Raw genomic sequence first — 19,013 nt, forward strand, 5'->3', positions numbered from 1 at the left:
AATCATGACAAACCCGGAAACAATGACCACAAAAACGACAATTCCCCTTTTGAAAATGGCACTGAGGCTGACAGACAAATTTTAGCCGGCATTCAAAGCGATGGAGGCAATCGTTCATCATGCGAGACTGAGGGTAAGAAGAACGATCGCGAATCAGCAGATGATTTCGAATCTCGCGGGAGAGAGTGGTAGAACTCTTGGAAATCAAACGAGCAATTGTGTTGAAAGAAGAACCCTGATTCAATTCGGATTGAATTGTAATCCGATCTTGCAAAGTTAAGTGACTCATAATGAGGACTCCTATCTGTACAGAGAGATACAAGATAACTATAACTTATTTGCACGAGTAAATGCAGTCCGCGTCTTTGCAAAAGTAAATGCAATTTCTTTTAGTCTTAAGGCTGCGTTTACTTTTTCAATTCACAACACTCTATCTTTAAGATACTTGCTTCAAATATCCAAGCAGTTTACTAAATTTCTATGTTATGATTGATATAGGTTTATGAATTAGATTTGAGGGATGGAAGATGGACGCAAGACAGTACCTGAAAAAATATTTTGGCTATGAATCTTTCCGAGAAGGTCAGGAGAAAATCATTAATGCAATTCTTGCGGGGCGCGATGCATTGGCAATCATGCCGACAGGGGCAGGGAAATCAATCTGCTATCAAATTCCTGCTGTGATGTTGCCTGGGATTACATTGGTAATTTCACCGCTGATATCACTGATGATGGATCAGGTCAAGGCTTTAAATGAGGCTGGAATTCGCGCCGCTTTTATTAATTCATCCCTGAGCGAAGCTCAATTTGCTAAAGCTTTACTGTTTGCTGAAAAAGGAGTCTATAAGATTATCTATGTTGCTCCGGAACGATTAGAAAGTCACGATTTTATTCATTTTGCCCGTCAAGCTGATATTTCCATGATTACCGTTGACGAAGCTCACTGCATTTCTCAATGGGGTCAAGATTTTAGACCAAGTTATTTGAAAATCATCGGATTTGTCAAAAGTTTGCCAAAACGCCCGATTGTCAGTGCATTTACGGCAACCGCAACGCAAGAAGTAAAAGTAGATATACTCTGTGTTTTAAATCTGATTGAACCGGAGGTGGTCGTGACTGGATTTGATCGGAAAAACTTATTTTATAGTGTAGAAAAAAGAAAAGATAAAGATCGTTTTGTTATAGAGTATGTTCAAAAACATGCGAAGGAAAGCGGAATTATCTATTGCGCGACTCGCAAAAACGTAGATAACCTTTTTATGTTGCTTTCCAAACAAGGTGTTTCTGTCACCCGCTATCACGCCGGATTAGACAAAGAGGAAAGAAAAAGAAATCAGGATGATTTTATCTATGACCGAACTCCGGTCATTGTGGCAACGAATGCTTTTGGGATGGGCATTGATAAATCGAACGTTCGGTATGTGATTCATTATAATATGCCTCAAAGCATGGAAAGTTATTATCAAGAAGCAGGCCGTGCAGGTCGGGATGGCGAGACTTCACAATGCATCCTATTATTTTCAGCCCAGGATATCATGATCAACAAGTTCCTGCTGGAAAATAAAGATTTTTCTGATCTTTCTTCTGAGGAAATTGAGATTATAAAACAACGGGATGCCAGGCGTCTTAAAATTATGGAAAATTATTGCAGAACCAATGAATGTCTGAGAAATACCATTTTAGATTATTTTGGGGAAAAAGTAATAAAACCTTGCGATAACTGCGGTAATTGCATGAAAGACTATAAAAAAATCGATATGACTGAAGAAGCGAAACAGGTTATCAATTGCGTTGCAGAAACAAGAGGCCGGTACGGATTAACGATAGTATTGGGAACCTTAATCGGTGCAAATCGTGCAAGACTCAAAGAGGTAGGTACGAATCGTTACAAAACCTATGGAGCATTAAAGGAATACTCTGTGTCACAGATCCGAGAGCTCATCTATGAACTTATTAATCAGAGATATTTGGTGCAGACAGAGGACCAATATGGAGTTTTGAAGCTTGGCGATATCACGATGCTGCAAGATGAGAATACCCATGTGATTTTAAAAGTCACTGAAGAAAAAACACAGGAAGCTGGAAAAATAAAGAGTAAGCAAAGAAATACAGACAAGCTTACTTCCGCTGGCTATGTTTTATTTGATGCTTTGCGTAAACTTCGGACAGATATTGCGAGGGAGGAAGGATTACCGCCATATATCATTTTCAATGATAAGACATTGATTGAAATGTGTGTTAGATTGCCGCTTGATGAAGAGGCCATGTTAGATATCGCAGGCGTCGGCGTTAATAAACTACAAAAATATGGACAACGATTTTTAGCGGTCATTGTGGACTTTAAAAAGACGCATCAAGAGGATAAAACCTCAATTCAAGATAATGTTTAAGTTTACGATATTTGAGTTAAAAGAAGAAAAATAAGTATTGTGAGATGAGTGGAAAGCAAGGAGTTCCCATAAAAGATTGAATTTAATGAGAAATGATGTTATAGCCATTGTAATTTGAATGATTGAATAAGAATCAGCCGGATAAATGTTTTAATCATAAAAGGATAAGAAAAAGGCCGGTAAAGCAGAGTGAGATTGTCTCTGCCTACCGGCCTCTTATATATGATTTTAATTTCTATTCATGTATTCTGACAGACAAGGATAAACCGTGATGGACATACTTTGAAAAAGCTTCTTCTTTACTCCCTACTGAAACACCAGCTGCTCCATCATCCGCGCGGCCCCGTCTTCTTTATGCGATAACGCATGATGCCGCGCCATCGCCAGCACTTCCTCCGTCGCGTTGGCGACAGCGACGCTGTGTCCGGCGACGTTCAACATCGGCAGGTCGTTGGCGTTATCACCAAATGCCGCCGTTTCCTCCGGCGTGCAGTTCAGCTGCCGCATGACCCATTTCAACGCTTCGCCTTTATTCGCCTGCGGATGCAGAATCTCCAGGTTTGACGGATGCGAAGACGTCAGTTCAATTCCCTCTTCATCCGATAACAGATTGATCAGCGCCTGCTTTTTTTCCGGATAATCGCGGCTGGTAATAAAATGAATCTTCGCGATCTGCGCGTCCGGCAGGGCATCCAAGAAATCCTTCCCCGATTCCCAAATCCGGTTTTTCAAAATATTTTTCAAATAAGAACCGTCGATCTTCAACGCCTTCCGGTCGTCCAGAATCGCCAGATGACTGTGAAGCCGGCCTTCAATCAAACAACTCCAATGTGGATTCATCGGTTCCGCCTTTGTCAATAACGCTTTGGCTCTGGCCGCAGGCAGCGTATTGGAAACCAGCGTCTCTCCCGTTTGATTATCCACGATCAAGCCTCCGTTGGCCGTGACGATCCAGCGAATTTTTTTCTGCTCCCGCAGCCATTGCGGAATCTCCCCTAAGGGCCGGGAACTGCACGGCACAAATTCCACGCCGCTGTCCAAAATTCGGCTGAGAATTTCCTTTGTGGTTTCGGTTAAGACAAAATGTTCGTTCAGTAATGTGAAATCCAGGTCGGTGGCGATCAGGCGTATTGAACTCATAAACAAAAATCCTCCTCTTTCCTCTTTCCGAATATTTTCTAACTATGATACCAAAGCCGCCGAAGGAATACAAGCCTGAAAATACAAATGGGTGGCAAGCTTCGCAAAATTCAAATCAAGCTCAGGCAGAAAGCCGGAAATGTCTGGAATTTGCGGATTATGTAGAGAAATCCTTGCTTTTTACCACCAGGTATGGTTTACTATTCCTGGTCTTTTTATCAAGAATGAGGGAGAGAGTCAGCTCGACGAACTCATACCAACCTGCTTGAAAGCAAGGTGGTAATGCTGGCAACGATAAGAAAGCAGGACGATGAATCATGAAGCCTTCTTTCTGAAGGCTTTTCTTATGCGTCATATCTGCCTTGATAAAAAAGACAAGGAGGATAATCTATGAAAAAATTTTTTACCAGCGAATCCGTCACCAGCGGACACCCGGACAAAATCTGCGACGCCATTTCCGACGCGATTCTGGACGAAGCACTTCGTCAGGATCCTGCCAGCAAGATGGCGGTGGAAACGACGATCAAAGACAATCTGATTTTTATCTATGGCGAAGCGAACACCAGCGCCGATCTGCCGTTTGAGAAAATTGCGAAGGACAAAATCCGCGAAATCGGCTACACAGAAGAATTTGAAGTCTTGACCAAGGTGTCGAAGCAGTCGGCGGAAATCTATGAAGCGGTCATGCATGATGAAGCTGATATGGGCGCGGGCGATCAGGGAATTATGTTCGGTTACGCCTGCAACGAAACAGAAAACTATATGCCGATGCCGATTGCGCTGGCTCACCGGCTGGCGGAACGGCTGGAACAAGTCCGCAAACAGGAAGCTTACTCCATCCTGAAACCCGATGGCAAAACTCAGGTCACCGTGGAATATGATGATAACAAACCAGTCCGGCTCGACACCATTGTCGTTTCCACGCAGCATATTGCCGAAGCGACCCAGGAAGAAATCCGGGCCAAGATCATCAATGAGGTCATCAAGCCGGTGATCGACGCCAACCTGATCGACAAGGACACGAAGATCCTCGTAAATCCAAGCGGATCCTTCGTCGTCGGCGGACCATTCGGCGACAGCGGCACAACCGGCCGTAAGATCGTCGTCGATACCTACGGCGGCATGGGACGGATCGGCGGCGGCTGCTTCAGCTCCAAGGACCCGAGCAAGGTTGACCGCAGCGCGGCCTATTACAGCCGTTTCGTCGCCAAGAACCTGGTGGCGGCCGGTCTGGCGGATCGTTTGGAAATTGAAGTCTCTTACGCTATCGGTAAGAGCGAACCGATTTCGATCTATGTCGAAACCTTTGGTACCGGCAAGGTCAGCGACGAGGAAATTCTGGAAATTATCCATAAGAATTTCGATTTCCGCGTCTCCAGCATCCTTCGCCAGTTAGATCTGAAAAAGCCGATTTACAGCCGCTATTCCGCTTACGGTCACTTTGGCCGCAGCGACTGCGCCTGGGAAAAGTTAATTGAGTTAAAGCGCTGACCGGCGCTTTTTCTTCGTCGCCGAGGAAGACAAAACGACAAAATTCAAGTACAATTAAAATGAACAAGTCGTTTGAAAGAAATTCAAATGGAGTTCAGACTGGACTGTGAGGCGGCAAAGTAACGCGGAACAACCCGCCAAGGAGGAAGACAATGACTGATTTTTTACCTGTAACCCGTGAAGAAATGGAACAACGCGGCTGGACCCAGCCCGATTTCGTCTATGTCAGCGGTGACGCCTATGTTGATCATCCGTCCTTCGGCCCGGCGATCATCACACGTATGCTGGAAGCTTACGGCTATAAGGTCTGCATGATCCCGCAGCCCGACTGGACGCGCGACGAACCCTTTATGGAATTTGGCGAGCCGCGGCTGGGCTTTCTGGTGTCCTCCGGCAACATCGACTCGATGGTCAATCATTACTCGGTCTCCAAACGCCGCCGTGATAAAGATAATTACACGGATAACGGCGAGATGGGCAAACGCCCGGACCGCGCGACGATCGTGTATTCCCAGAAAATCAAACAACTCTATCCCAAGACGCCGGTGATTCTGGGCGGGATTGAGGCATCACTGCGGCGGTTAGCCCATTATGACTATTGGGATGATCAAGTCCGGCGGTCGATCCTTTTAGATTCCGGCGCCGATCTCGTATTGTACGGCATGGGCGAGAATTCGATCATCGAGCTGGCGGAAGCACTGGACGGCGGCCTGCCAATTCAGGATATCATCTGGATTAAAGGCTCCGTCTACAAATGCAAGACGATCGATCATCTGTTTGAGCATAAGCTGCTGCCTTCCTTTGAAGAAGTGTCGCAGGATAAGCGCAAATATGCCGAGAGCTTCCGTATCCAGCATCTCAACATCGACGCCCTCAATGCCACGGTGCTGGTCGAGCCGTATCAAGGCTGGTATGTCGTCGCCAATACTCCGGCGCTGCCTCTGACGCAGCAACAGATGGATTTTACCTATTCACTCCCCTACAAACGAACCTTTCATCCGATGTATCATCACATCCCGGCGATTGATGAAGTCCGCTTTTCGATCATCGCCAACCGCGGCTGTTTCGGCAGCTGCGCTTTCTGCGCGCTGACCAATCATCAAGGCCGGGTGATTTCTTCACGAAGCAAGCAGTCGATTCTGGAGGAAGCAAAAAAGATAATCCAGGATCCGGATTTCAAAGGTTACATCCACGACGTCGGCGGACCGACCGCCAATTTCTACCATCCTTCCTGTCAGGATCAGCTGAAGCGCGGAACCTGTCCTGGTAAGGAATGCCTGCATCCCAAGCCATGCAAAAATCTTGAGGTTTCTCATCGCGATTATCTCAGCATCCTGCGCGATCTGCGGGTATTGCCGGGCGTGAAAAAGGTGTTTGTGCGCTCGGGCGTGCGGTACGATTATCTGATGTACGATCAAGACGATACCTTTTTCCGCGAGCTGGTGCAGTATCACATCTCCGGTCAGCTGAAGGTAGCGCCGGAACATGTCAGCGACAAGGTGCTGGATACGATGGGCAAATGCAATCACGCCCTGTATGAAAAATTCAGGGAGAAGTATCTGGCGCTGAACAAGGAATATGGAATGAATCAATTCCTCGTTCCATATCTGATGAGCTCGCATCCCGGCTGTGATCTGAACGACGCGATCGAGCTGGCCTGTTATCTCAAGTCGATCAATCACATTCCGCAGCAGGTGCAGGATTTCTATCCGACCCCGGCGACAATTTCCACGACGATGTACTGGACGGGGCTGGATCCGATGACGATGAAACCGGTCTATGTCGCCCGGGATCCGCATGAGAAGCAGCTGCAGCGGGCATTAATGCAATTCAACGCCCCGCGGAATTATAAGCTTGTGCATGAAGCGCTGACCCGCGCCGGCCGGACCGATCTGATCGGTTATGGCCGCGACTGTCTGATTCCGCCTGTTCCCTGGGGAAAACAGGAGGCAGGCAGTCGGCAGAAAACGGGACGGAGTGCAAAGGAAGAAAGCAAGCGGTCGGGGAGAAACAGTGGGAACTCCAGGTCTGGAAGCCGCTCGCAAAAGCTCACAAAGGGGCGTGAGAAAGCCGCTGCTGATGGAAAAAAGCAGGCTGCCTCAGACAAGCGTTTTGATCAGCGTGGGAAAACGTCCAAAAGCTCGATTTCATCTCAAGGCAAACGCCGGGGATAATCCATATCCAGACAAACAGAAATTAAATAAAGCAAGTAAAAACGCCGCAATCACCCCGCGGCGTTTTCTTGAAGCTTGCCTTCGGGTCTTCTCAGAAACAGCTGCCGTCGATTTTTTGTTTACCACTGCATCGCAAGATCGTGGTTGAAACGATTCATCCAATCGCATGCCGGACATTCAGACTGCCGCAGATCCCTCCTGTACTCTGAGCTGCAAATCAAAAACTGAATTTGAAAAGCGGGAATTCAGCGGCGACTCATTCGCGATTTGCCGCCTGTTTCCCGGTATTTTTCCAGGCAAAACCAAACCGCTTTCATTGCTGAAATTATTATCACAAATTATTGATGGATCAATGAATAAAAAAGCCATTTTTACAGTGTGCTATTGTTGAATTCAATTTTCAAAGGGGATATAATAAGAACATCAAGGGAGGACTAAAAGATGATTATTCAAAGTAAGCAGGTTTGGGTTTCCAGTACGTTCATTGAAGCGCAGCTGGAGATCATAGACGCGAAGATCACAGGAATTTACCCGTATGGAACCAAGCCGGTCGATAAGGATTACGGCGAGGATCGGATCCTGCCGGGCATGATTGATATTCATTGCCACGGAGGTCTGGGTTTTGATACGAACGACGCTAATCATGAAGGTCTGCGGACCTGGGCTGCCGGACTGCCGAAGGAAGGCATCACCGGTTTTTTGCCGACCACAGTCACGCAGAGTGAAGAAGTGCTGACCAAAGCGCTGATCAACGTCACGGAAGTCGTTGACGAAGGCTACGAAGGTGCGGAAATCCTCGGCATTCATTTTGAAGGCCCATACCTCAACGCGAAAAACAAAGGCGCGCAGCCGGAACAGTTCATCGTTACGCCGGATGTTGAGCAGTTCAAGAAGTATCAGGAAGCCGCCAAGGGCATGATCAAGGTTATCACACTGGCAACGGAAAAGGATCCGGACTGGGCTTTAACACGCTACGCCTCCAGCCATGGCGTCTGCGTATCCATCGGTCACTCCGGCGCAACCTATGAAGACGCGCTGATGGGCATTGCCAACGGCGCAAATTCCATGACGCATGTCTTTAACGGGATGAATGGTCTGCATCACCGCACACCGAATCTGGTCGGCGCCGCGATGCGCTGCCGCGACACCTATGGCGAAATCATCTGCGACGGCAACCATGTCAACTGGGCGGCGGTCAATGCTTACGTTACCGCAAAGGGCCGCGACTATGCCGTCATGATCGACGACGCGCTGTGCGCAAAAGGCTGCGAACCAGGCTACTATGAACTGGGCGGCAATCAGATTGATATCCGTGAAAACGGCTCCGCTTATCTGCACGGCACCGACACGCTGGCCGGCGGCACTTTGAAGTTTAACCGCGGTCTGCAGAACCTGGTTGAAAAGGCGCTGCTGCCGTTTGACTGGGCGGTCAACATGGTTTCCCTGAATCCGGCCCGTCTGTTGAAAATGGACGACCGCAAGGGTAAAATCATGGCGGGCTACGACGCCGATCTGGTTGTTCTCAACCGCGATTACGACGTGGTTCAGACATACTGCCTCGGAAAAGAAATGCTGTAAAAACCTGAACCTTTCAGGTTTTTCTTTGTAGTTGGACTTTGCCGGAGCAGAAAAACGGGACAGATTGCAGCGAATGCTGCCGGGGATTTCTGTTTTTCCCCCGCTTTCAGACTCCTTCCGCGCTCTGCGATGGCGAAGGTTTTTGTCCAAGCAGAAAAAACTGCTTCCATAACGTTCCGCATTTGAATAAGCGATTGATTTTAATTCCAAGATGCGTTTCCATTTTCACGAGTCTTAAACAAACAGCCTGTCCAGCTTCAATCTATCTCCATTATAAAAGCATATAAGAGTACAAAATAGAGACAAACTCCAAAGAAAAGAGGGAGCAAATATGAGAATTCAAAGCACGCGCGTCTGGCTGAACGAACAATTCGTTCCAGCTCAGCTTGTTTTTGACAACGGAAAGATCACGGCCATCGAATCCTATGATGCGCAGAAAGCCGACGTGGATTACGGCGATAAGCGGATCCTTCCAGGTCTGATCGACATTCACTGCCACGGCTACAACGGACTGGACTGCAACTATGCGACCCGCGAAGGTCTGCTGAACTGGATTGAATATCTGCCGCAGGACGGCGTCACCAGTTTTTTAGCGACGACCTCGACCGCTCCGGAAAGCAATCTGCTGGAATCCTTCGCGCTTATCAGCAAGATCATTGACGAAGATCACCGCGGGGCAAAAATTCAGGGCATCCACGTCGAAGGCCCGCAGATTTCCCATGAATTCAAGGGCGCGCACAATCCATACTTAATTCAGAAACCCAACATTGAACAATTTGACCGTTACCAGAAGGCGGCTGAAGGTAAGATCAAGATGATCTGCATCGCGCCGGAAAAAGATGACGATCACGCGTTGATCCGCTACTGTGTTTCCCAGGGCGTCAAAGTCGCGATGGGGCATACCGGAGCGAAATTTGATGAATGCGCCAAAGCGATCGAAGATGGCGCCGACAGCTTCACGCATACCTTCAACGGCATGCTCGGCCTGCATCACCGCGAACCGGGAACCGCCGGGGCCGCGATGTTCTTTGAGAACATTTACGCCGAGCTGATCGCCGACGGCGTGCATGTGCATCCGGCCGTCGCCAGTGTGCTGGGCCGCGTCAAGGGCAAGGATAAACTGATTCTGGTTACCGATTCCGTATCAATTAAGGGCCTGAAGCCGGGCTTCTATCACATGAAGGGCCGCGACGTGACGGTCGGCGAGGATGGCTGCGGACGGCTGCCTAACGGTAAGCTGGCAGGCAGCTCCAACCGCATGAACGTGCTGGTCGGCAACCTGATCGAAATGATGAAGCTGCCGCTGGCGACGGCGATCAACGCCGCGACAATCAATCCTGCCACGCGGATGGGCTTTGCCAACAAGGGCTTGATCGAAACCGGCTATGACGCCGATCTGTGCGTGCTCAATGACGATTACAGCGTAGCCCAAACCTGGGTGCTGGGCGAGGCCATGCTGCATGAGTAAAGCCCGCGCCGTCTTTTTCGACATCGATCACACGCTGTTCTCCCACACCCTTCACGATGTTCCCGCCTCGGCGTATACCGCGATTGAAAGGCTGAAGCAAAACGGCAGTCAGATCGCGCTGTGCACAAGCCGGGCGGTGGAGGAATTGGTCAATCTGCCGCCGAAGCTGACGGATCTGCTGGACGGGGTCGTCTGCGCTCAGGGTGGAATCATTATGGATCATGGGAAAATCATCGCCTCTAAAATCATTGACGAAGGCGATGCCGAACGGGTGATCGATTACTGCCGCCGCAACGATTTAGTCGTGCGTTACAGCGGCGTCCATGGTGAAAACAGCCACGATCTGCACTACACCCAGGAAATCAGCGATCTGTTCTATTTTCTGTATAAGATGCGTCCCGGCCAGACGCTGTGGAAGCACCAGCCGTTAGTCAATATCATCTTTTACACCCGGGAAGCCCAACATGTCGACGCGATCCGGCCGCTGCTGCACAATTCCCATCTGATGGTCATGCATTTCGCCAACGAAGTCACCGCAGCAGATGCGAACAAGGCCAGCGGAATGCTGGAACTGGCGGCGCACTGGGGCTTTGATCAACCTCAAACAGTGGCGTTTGGCGACGGCTACAACGATGTGGAAATGATCCGCCGGGCCGGGCTGGGCATCGCAATGGGCAACGGCTGCGACGAAGCCAAGCAGGCGGCCGACTACATCGCTGACGACATTGATCGTGACGGCGTCTACAAAGCCTGTCTGCACTTTGGATTGATCGAGGAGGAAAATCATGCCGAGAATTGAAAATGAAGTCGCCGCGGTGGAAGTAAAAACGCTGGCGGCGGAAATCACCAGCTTTTATGACAAAGAAAAGAATATCGAACACATGTGGCAGGGCGACCCGCAGTTCTGGGCCGGGCGCAATCCGATCCTGTTCCCGATGGTCGGCAGCACCTGGACCAAGGACTATCAGATCGACGGAAAAACCTATAAGATGGGCAACCATGGGTTTGCCCGTCACAGCGAATTCACCGTCGAAAGCGTGAGCGAAGACACGATCGTTTTATCTTTAAGCGACAATGAGGAAACTCGCGCGCAGTATCCGTTTGAATTCAAACTGACGGTGACCTATCGGCTGTCCGGCCGGAAGCTGACGATCACCTACCGGATCGACAATCATTCGCCGCGGATGATGCCGTTCTCCTTCGGTCTGCATCCGGCGTTTAACTGCCCGATGGCGCCGGGGGAACGCTTTGAAGACTACAAGATCGTTTTTGCGTGCCCGGAAACGCAGACAACCGCCAGCTCCAACGCGTCGCTGTGTTTAAAGGAAGAAAAGGAAATTGCGCTGGACTACGCAACCTTCAACAACATCCCGACGCTTCTGTTCGAGCATCTGCGCTCGCCTTACGTTACCCTGACTAACGGTAAAAACAGCGTTAAAGTCAGCGTCGCGGGCTATCGCTGGCTGGCTTTCTGGACCAAGCCGAACGCTCCGTATCTGTGCATCGAGCCATGGCATGGACACGGCGATTTTGCGGAAGTTCACGTTCCGTTTGAAGAACGCGAAGGCACGATTCAGCTGCGTGAAAACGCCAGCTTCACGACGTCCTACACGATCGAAATCGGCTGATTTTAATTTGGCAACAACAGCCCGAAGCGTTGAGTTTACACCGTTTTCGTGCTATTGTTATAGATGTAAAAGGGAGGAATTTCAAATGTTCAAAATTATTGTGACGGAAAACTATGACGAATTAAGCGAAAAAGCTTTTGAAGTCATGAAGGAAGTCATCACATCCAAGTCCAATCCGGTTCTGGGTCTGGCGACAGGCTCCAGCCCGATCGGTCTGTACCAGAATATGATCAAGGATCATAAGGAAAACGGGACATCCTATAAGAATGTCGTTACCTTCAACCTGGATGAATACATCGGCCTGAAGCGCGACCACAGCCAGACGTATTGGACGTTCATGCATGAAAACCTGTTCAACGGCCTGGACATTCCGGAAGCCAATGTTCACGTTCCAGTCGGCGACAGTGACAACATCCAGGCGGAGTGTGAAAAGTACGAAGAAGCGATGAAAAACTTTGAAGTCGATATCCAGCTGTTAGGCATCGGCGCCAATGGTCACATCGGTTTCAACGAACCGGGGACCTCGTTTGATACGCTGACCCACACCGTCGTTCTGAAGGAAAAAACACGTCAGGACAACGCGCGTTTCTTTGATCCATTAGGGGAAAAAGTTCCGACTGAAGCGATCACCATGGGGATCGCGACGATCATGAAAGCCAAGAAAATCCTGCTGGTTGCCAATGGCAAGAACAAGGCAGACGCGATTTACGCCATGATCAAGGGCCCGGTTACGGAAGATTGCCCGGCCAGCATCCTGCAGAACCATCCGGATGTGACGGTCATCGTCGACCGCGGCGCCGCAAGCAAGCTGTAAGCCGTTCCGAGTTTACATCAATAACTTCAAAACAGCCTCCGGGCTGTTTTGTTTTGGCGCAAATGAAGTCGGCCGCAAGGAAATACCGTTGATGTCCGCTGTGAGCATTTCGGTATGCAAAGGAAAAAACTGTGATATACTTAGATTACTGAACAGGAGGATGAAGACAATGAAAATTGTAAATACGCAGGAATTTGATGAAATAACAGCGAAGGACGGGCTGGTACTCGTGGATTTTTTTGCCGATTGGTGCGGACCATGCAAGATGCTGGCGCCGGTGCTGGAGGAAGTCGCGGCGAAATATGAAGGCAAGCTGGAAATTGTTAAGGTGAACGTCGATCAGTCGCAGGATCTGGCGCAGCGTTACGGCGTCATGTCGATTCCGACGTTAATCGCGTTCAAAGGCGGAAAAGCCGTGAAGCAGAGCGTTGGTTTCCAGCCGAAAAACATGCTGGAAAACATGATCGAAGGTCTGTTGTAAGCGGTCTGATTCAACAGATAAGGACTTTCGATTGTCATCACAATGCCGGGTACTCAGTGTATCCGGTTTTTTTGTGTTTGTCTGTTTGGACGTCCAAGCGGGATGAGACTGCCGGATTCGGGAAAACTGAGTACAGGCAAAAGGAGAAGACGAAGCAGGAAGCAGGCACACATAGGCCTTGAGTGCGGCCGGGGATCAAAAGGAGGGAGCGGCAGCGGGGCAGGAAGACATGAAAAGCGGAAATGTTCGCTCTGAGGGGAAACTGAATGGAAAGAGGCCATTTTTGAAACCTTGAAATCGGAATGCGTTTCAGCACGTTTTCAAGGTTTCCTACGCTTGGATTTTCCATCCCCCCCCCCTGCCAATGCGGCATGACAGCTGCGGTAGAATTCAGGAAAAAGTTTAACCGCAGTAATCTTTTTGTTTAAAACTATTGAATTTTACAGGCGCGTATGTATAATAATATCTGTGTTTATTAAATGCTTCCGGGAAGTTTAGTGTTACTAAACATCTGGGCGAAAAAGGAGGGGTTGGATGGATATCGGATATCGGATCAAACAGCTGCGGACGAAAAACAACCTGACGCTGGAGGAACTGGCCAGCCGCTGTGAGTTAACCAAGGGTTTCCTGTCGCAGCTGGAACGGAATCTGACCTCGCCTTCGATCGCGACGCTGCAGGATATCGTTGAAGCGCTGGGCACGACGCTGGCGAAGTTTTTCCAGGAAGAAACAGAGGAAAAACTGGTGTTTACCGACGACGACTACTTCGTCGACGAACGGGAAGACTGCACGATCCACTGGATCGTGCCCAATGCCCAGAAAAACGAAATGGAGCCGATTCTGCTGGAACTGCCGCCGCAGGGCCGGTCACACGAGGTCGCTGTTCACGAAGGGGAGGAATTCGGCTACGTGCTGTCCGGACGGATCAAGCTGATCAATCTGGATACGGGGAAAGTCTATATCGTCAAAAAGGGGCAGACGTTTTACATCAAGGGTTCGTTCAGCCATTGTCTGAAAAACGATTCGGCGCAGCCGGCCCGCGTGCTGTGGATCTGCACGCCGCCGATCTTTTAAGCCATTAGAGAAAGGGGATTTACGGATGAAAAAACTAATTCAGTTTAAGAATATCGTGAAGGAATTCGACGGCCAGATCGTCTTGAAGGGCGTCAATCTGGATATCTATGAAAACGAGTTTGTCACGCTGCTTGGCCCATCGGGCTGCGGCAAAACGACGCTGCTCAGAATTCTGGGCGGATTTCTGGAGCCGACAGAAGGAAAGATTATTTTCGACGGTCAGGATATCAGCCAGGTGCCGCCTTACAAACGGGAGATCAACACCGTGTTCCAGAAGTACGCGCTGTTTCCGCACATGAACGTGTATGAAAACATTGCCTTCGGCTTGAAAATCAAGAAGCAGTCCAAGGACGTCATCGAACAGAAGGTCATGCGGATGCTTTCCTTAGTCGGTCTGGAAGGCTTTGAAAAACGCAACGTCACCCTGCTTTCCGGCGGTCAGCAGCAGCGTGTCGCGATTGCCCGCGCGTTGGTCAACGAGCCGGAGGTTCTGCTTTTGGACGAACCGTTAGGCGCGCTGGATCTCAAGCTGCGCAAGGAAATGCAGCACGAGCTGAAAAAAATTCAGAAGGAAGTCGGCATCACGTTTATCTTCGTTACCCACGATCAGGAAGAAGCCCTGACGATGTCTGATAAGATCGTCGTCATGAAGGATGGCGAAATCCAGCAGATAGGCACCCCGGAAGAAATCTACAACGAACCGGAAAACGAATACGTCGCCCGCTTTATCGGCGAATCGAATATCATCGACGGGGTCATGAAGGAAGACTACCGCGTCATGTTTGACGATAAGATCTATGAGTGCGTGGACTTCGGCTTTAAAAAGAATGAAAACGTCGATATCGTGATCCGCCCGGAAGACATCGACATCGTGCCGCGCGGTCAGGGGATCCTTACCGGCGAGGTCAAGTCGCTGTTGTTTAAGGGCGTCCATTACGAAATCATGGTCCAGACGGTATCCGGTACCGCGAAGACGGTTAAGATGCACGTTCTGGCCAACCATGATAAAGTGAATCCGGAAGCGCATGAAAAAATTTCTGCCAACGACTTCACGATGGACCTGGAGGACGTCGCGGAGATGACCGACGCCGACGTCATCGCCCGCGCCAACGCACAGGCCTGGGATGAGGAAGATGAATTTATTTCTCTGTCCACCGTCGATTATGACATCAAGCCGCAGCCCGGCACCTATCCGGCGACCTTCGGCACCTCCAAGGGCACCTCGATCACGATTAAAATCAGCGTCGTCGAGCCGAAGTATGTCGAGGACAACAAGCATAACATCGGCATTACCGCCTTTGACTTCTATAAAACACCGGATGAAATCAAAGAGAGCGTCGCGCTGAACACCGATTTGAAAATGTGGGCCAGCGCCGAAGCCTGGGATCTGGAGGACGACAGTCCGATCGAGATCAGCGAAGTGAAATATGACTTCGATCCGGAAACGATCACGGAAGGCGACTTCGACATCACCTTTGCGACCAAAGGCCGTATCTTCAAGATCCACACTACGGATTTCCAGGAGGAAGGCAAGAAAGTCGATCTCAAATTCGCGCCGGAGGACATTCACGTCATGTCCAAGATGGGAGTGTAAGCCGCTATGAAATCATTTGCGCGCATGCTGTATCCCTATCTGATCTGGATCGCAATCATGATTCTGGCGCCGATGCTTCTGATCGTGCTGTACGCGTTCACCAAGCAGGGCAACTCCGTACTGACGCTGCAGTTTACGCTCGATAACTTCGCCCGCTTTTTCTCCGACAGTATTTTTCCCAACGTGCTGTGGCGGTCGTTAAAGATCGCGCTGATCACGACGGTCATCTGCGTGTTGTTAGGCTATCCGGCGGCGTATTTCATCGCCAAGCTCGACGGCAACCGCAAAGCGATCATGGTTCTGCTGATCACGCTGCCGATGTGGATCAACATGCTTGTCAGAACCTACGCCTGGCGCGGCATTCTGCTGAACTTTCCGGTCAGCAGCGAATTCAAGGTGTTTGTCGGCATGGTTTATAACTTTATTCCCTTTATGATTTTACAGATCTATACGTCGCTGACTAAAATGGATCAGAGCCTGTTAACCGCGGCGGAGGATTTGGGCGCCAACAAGGTGCAGACCTTCCTGCGCGTCACGCTGCCGCTGTCAATGCCGGGCGTCATTTCCGGCATTACGCTCGTCTTTCTGCCGGCGGTATCGAGCTTCTTCATTCCGAAGCTTCTGGGCGGCGGCGATTACGTTTTGGTCGGCAACCTGATTGAGAACTACTTCATTTCTACCGGCGACTGGAACTTCGGCTCGGCGATTTCGCTGATCATGGCGGTGATCATCATGATCTCGATGTTTATCACCAAGAAGGTCGACTATGAGAATAAGGGGGAAACCCGCGCATGAAAAAACTGAAATCCTTGTTTTCCCGGTTTTATCTGTTACTGGTTCTCGCATTCTTCTATCTGCCGATTCTCTATGTCATCGTCTTCTCCTTCAACGACAGTAAGTCGTTAAGCAAATTCACCGGTTTCTCACTGCAGTGGTATGAAAAGATGTTCGCCAACCGCACGATTATGGAGTCGATCTATTACACTGTGGTCATCGCGGTCATCGCAACGGTGGTTTCCACGATCGTCGGCACGATCGCGGCGATCGGTCTGTCCAAATCCAGGCGGATCGTCAAGGAACTCACGCTGCAGATCAACAATCTGCCGATGATGAACCCGGAAATCGTCACGGCGATCGGCTTGATGCTTCTGTTTACTTCGTTAAATATTAAAACCGGCTTCATGACGCTGTTATTGGCGCATATCGCATTCTGTATTCCCTACGTCATGCTCAGCATCATGCCCAAGCTCCGCCAGATGGATCCCAACCTGCCGGAAGCCGCGCTGGATCTGGGCGCGACCCCATGGCAGGCCCTGACGAAGGTCATCGTTCCGGAGATCATGCCGGGCATCGTTTCCGGTGCTTTGATCGCCTTCACGATGTCGTTTGACGACTTCGTCATCTCATTCTTTACAACCGGTCCGGGCATCAACAACATCTCGATTTACGTTTATTCGATGTACAAGCGGATCAATCCGAGCATCAACGCGCTGTCCACGATCATTGTGGTGATGATCACCGTCGTTCTGATTCTGGTCAACGTCGTTCCGCTGATGAAAGAAAGGAAATTGAAGAAAAATGAAAAACTGGGTTAAACTGGGTTTGTGCGGCCTGATGGTCGTTGCGCTTGGCGGCTGCGGGGGCGGCGGCAAGAGCGACATTGATCCGCAGGAGGTCTACGGCTGCAGCACGCTGAACGTCTACAACTGGGGCGAATATGTCGGGGAAAACGTCCTGTCCAACTTTGAAAGACAGTACAATGTCAAAATCAATTACTCCATGTTTGCCTCCAACGAGGAAATGTATACGAAGCTGCTGGGCGGCAGTCAGTATGACGTGCTGGTGCCTTCCGATTACATGATCGAGCGGATGATCGACGAAAATATGCTTCAGCCGCTGGATAAGTCGATGATTCCGAATCTGGCGAACCTGGCCGACGGCGTCAAGGGTTTGTCCTACGATCCGGATAACACCTACTCTGCGCCATATTTCTGGGGCATGGTCGGAATTGTCTACAACAAGAACAACGTCGATCCGGCAGATGTGGAATCGCAGGGCTTCGACGTGCTGCGCAATGAGAAATACAAGGGACATGTGTTCGTCTATGACTCCGAGCGGGATTCGTTCATGATGGCGTTTAAGGCGCTGGGGTATTCGATGAATACAGAAAATGAAGACGAGATTCAGGCAGCTTATGAATGGCTGCTGGACATGGATAAGAAGGTCGATCCTTCCTATGTGACAGATGAAGTCATCGACGGCATGGTCACCGGCGAAAAGGATATCGCCGTCGTTTACAGCGGCGACGCGGCTTATATTCTGTCTGAAAATGAGGACATGGCTTACTGGCTGCCGGAGGAAGGCACGAACCTGTGGAGCGACGCAATGGTCATCCCGGCGAATGCGAAATGTCCGAAGCTGGCCAATGAATTCATCAATTACATTTTGTCTGACGACGCTTCCTATGACAACTCCAGCACGGTCGGCTATGCTTCCAGCAACAAGAATGTGCTGGAAGAAATGAGCGCCGTGGGTGGAGAATATGATGGAAATCCGGCGTATCTGCCGCGCGTTGGTTATCCGAAGGATGAAGTATTCAAGCACAATGAGGTTTTAAAAAAGAAACTGGCAGATCTGTGGATCAAAGTTAAAAACAGTTAAAAAGCTGAGTCTTTGTGGACTGAGCGTATGAAAAAAGGCGTCGCAATCGGCGCCTTTTCCGTTTTGAAAAACGCCGAAAATCGTTTCATTTTAGCCTTGCATTTTGATAGGAGTTCATATATAATAATAAAGCACAGCGAAATGGTACCTTAGCCAAGTGGTAAGGCAATAGACTGCAACTCTGTGATCGCCAGTTCAAATCTGGCAGGTACCTCCAACAAATGGGGATGTGGCGGAATCGGTAGACGCATCGGACTTAAAATCCGGTGATGGAAACATCGTACGGGTTCGAGTCCCGTCATCCCCACCAATCCTAAAAATCAAGCTGTGAAAAAATAAAAAAAGTTGTTGCAAATCAACACGAACTCTGTTATAATAACAAAGCGTTGTTGATAAGAACAACAAGATACGCGCCCATAGCTCAACTGGATAGAGCGTTTGACTACGGATCAAAAGGTTGCGGGTTCGATTCCTACTGGGCGCGCCATTTTATTAAAAAAAACAGTTCCCATTGGGAACT

General features: G+C 49.5%; 16 protein-coding genes, 3 tRNA genes, 1 pseudogene and 1 riboswitch. Of the genes and pseudogenes, 18 read left to right on the top strand and 2 right to left on the bottom strand.

All coding sequences use genetic code 11. From position 1 onward, the window contains the following. Nucleotides 1-192: hypothetical protein (locus I2G61_RS16530; protein ID WP_229100760.1), on the top strand; the 192-nt coding region annotated here is incomplete at its 5' end. Nucleotides 193-223: 31 nt separating this feature from the next. On the opposite strand, the pseudogene I2G61_RS16790 reads toward I2G61_RS16530, so the two are convergent. After that, nucleotides 224-289, bottom strand: a pseudogene (locus tag I2G61_RS16790) (hypothetical protein); the annotation flags it as partial. Nucleotides 290-527: 238 nt separating this feature from the next. Between I2G61_RS16790 and recQ the strand changes: the two are divergent. Continuing rightward, entirely contained in the window at nt 528-2,390 is a 1,863-nt protein-coding gene (gene recQ / locus I2G61_RS12910) for a DNA helicase RecQ (protein WP_072684876.1), read from the top strand. A gap of 306 nt (nt 2,391-2,696) precedes the next feature. On the opposite strand, the gene I2G61_RS12915 is transcribed toward recQ, so the two are convergent. Continuing rightward, on the bottom strand, nt 2,697-3,530 hold the full coding sequence (locus I2G61_RS12915) for a Cof-type HAD-IIB family hydrolase (protein ID WP_072684877.1): 834 nt from the start codon (nt 3,528-3,530) through the stop codon (nt 2,697-2,699). Between the two features lie 212 nt (nt 3,531-3,742). Continuing rightward, nucleotides 3,743-3,831, top strand: a riboswitch (SAM riboswitch). 89 nt (nt 3,832-3,920) lie between these two features. On the opposite strand from I2G61_RS12915, the gene metK reads away from it, so the two are divergent. The 16 genes from metK (at nt 3,921) to I2G61_RS12995 (ending at nt 18,980) form a co-directional block, all read left to right on the top strand. Next, a complete protein-coding gene (gene metK, locus I2G61_RS12920; RefSeq protein WP_072684878.1) occupies nt 3,921-5,021 on the top strand; it encodes a methionine adenosyltransferase in 1,101 nt (366 codons plus the stop codon). Between the two features lie 152 nt (nt 5,022-5,173). Beyond that, nucleotides 5,174-7,195 carry a YgiQ family radical SAM protein gene (locus I2G61_RS12925; protein WP_072684879.1) on the top strand — a complete coding sequence of 674 codons (2,022 nt, stop codon included), beginning with the start codon at nt 5,174-5,176 and terminating at the stop codon, nt 7,193-7,195. Between the two features lie 441 nt (nt 7,196-7,636). After that, nucleotides 7,637-8,773 (top strand): N-acetylglucosamine-6-phosphate deacetylase, encoded by a 1,137-nt coding sequence (nagA, locus tag I2G61_RS12930; protein ID WP_072684880.1) that lies wholly within the window; start codon nt 7,637-7,639, stop codon nt 8,771-8,773. 331 nt (nt 8,774-9,104) lie between these two features. Beyond that, nucleotides 9,105-10,241, top strand: a complete 1,137-nt coding sequence (nagA, locus tag I2G61_RS12935; RefSeq protein ID WP_072684881.1) for an N-acetylglucosamine-6-phosphate deacetylase — start codon at nt 9,105-9,107, stop codon at nt 10,239-10,241. Continuing rightward, nucleotides 10,234-11,040, top strand: a complete 807-nt coding sequence (locus I2G61_RS12940; protein WP_072684882.1) for a Cof-type HAD-IIB family hydrolase — start codon at nt 10,234-10,236, stop codon at nt 11,038-11,040. Before nagA (I2G61_RS12935) ends, I2G61_RS12940 begins: the two co-directional genes overlap by 8 nt. After that, nucleotides 11,027-11,869 (top strand): aldose 1-epimerase family protein, encoded by an 843-nt coding sequence (locus tag I2G61_RS12945; protein WP_072684883.1) that lies wholly within the window; start codon nt 11,027-11,029, stop codon nt 11,867-11,869. The genes I2G61_RS12940 and I2G61_RS12945 overlap by 14 nt, the downstream gene beginning before the upstream one ends. A gap of 85 nt (nt 11,870-11,954) precedes the next feature. Beyond that, a complete protein-coding gene (gene nagB, locus I2G61_RS12950; RefSeq protein ID WP_072684884.1) occupies nt 11,955-12,683 on the top strand; it encodes a glucosamine-6-phosphate deaminase in 729 nt (242 codons plus the stop codon). A gap of 160 nt (nt 12,684-12,843) precedes the next feature. Next, nucleotides 12,844-13,164: a thioredoxin gene (gene trxA / locus I2G61_RS12955; protein WP_072684885.1), complete on the top strand. Its 321-nt coding sequence runs from the start codon at nt 12,844-12,846 to the stop codon at nt 13,162-13,164. 534 nt (nt 13,165-13,698) lie between these two features. Further along, entirely contained in the window at nt 13,699-14,238 is a 540-nt protein-coding gene (locus I2G61_RS12960; RefSeq protein ID WP_072684886.1) for a helix-turn-helix domain-containing protein, read from the top strand. A 25-nt stretch (nt 14,239-14,263) separates the two neighbouring features. Next, nucleotides 14,264-15,832, top strand: a complete 1,569-nt coding sequence (potA, locus tag I2G61_RS12965; protein WP_072684887.1) for a spermidine/putrescine ABC transporter ATP-binding protein — start codon at nt 14,264-14,266, stop codon at nt 15,830-15,832. 6 nt (nt 15,833-15,838) lie between these two features. After that, nucleotides 15,839-16,627, top strand: a complete 789-nt coding sequence (locus I2G61_RS12970) for an ABC transporter permease (RefSeq protein WP_072684888.1) — start codon at nt 15,839-15,841, stop codon at nt 16,625-16,627. Further along, a complete protein-coding gene (locus tag I2G61_RS12975; RefSeq protein ID WP_072684889.1) occupies nt 16,624-17,427 on the top strand; it encodes an ABC transporter permease in 804 nt (267 codons plus the stop codon). Before I2G61_RS12970 ends, I2G61_RS12975 begins: the two co-directional genes overlap by 4 nt. After that, nucleotides 17,411-18,493, top strand: coding sequence for an ABC transporter substrate-binding protein (locus I2G61_RS12980; protein ID WP_072684890.1), 1,083 nt, complete (start codon nt 17,411-17,413; stop codon nt 18,491-18,493). Before I2G61_RS12975 ends, I2G61_RS12980 begins: the two co-directional genes overlap by 17 nt. A gap of 143 nt (nt 18,494-18,636) precedes the next feature. Beyond that, nucleotides 18,637-18,710, top strand: a tRNA-Cys gene (locus I2G61_RS12985). A 6-nt stretch (nt 18,711-18,716) separates the two neighbouring features. Further along, a tRNA-Leu gene (locus I2G61_RS12990) sits at nt 18,717-18,803 on the top strand. 100 nt (nt 18,804-18,903) lie between these two features. Continuing rightward, a tRNA-Arg gene (locus I2G61_RS12995) sits at nt 18,904-18,980 on the top strand. The last annotated feature ends 33 nt before the right edge of the window (nt 18,981-19,013 follow it).

The organism is Holdemania sp. 1001095H_141210_F2, assembly GCF_015558105.1.
Taxonomy (GTDB): domain Bacteria; phylum Bacillota_I; class Bacilli_A; order Erysipelotrichales; family Erysipelotrichaceae; genus Holdemania.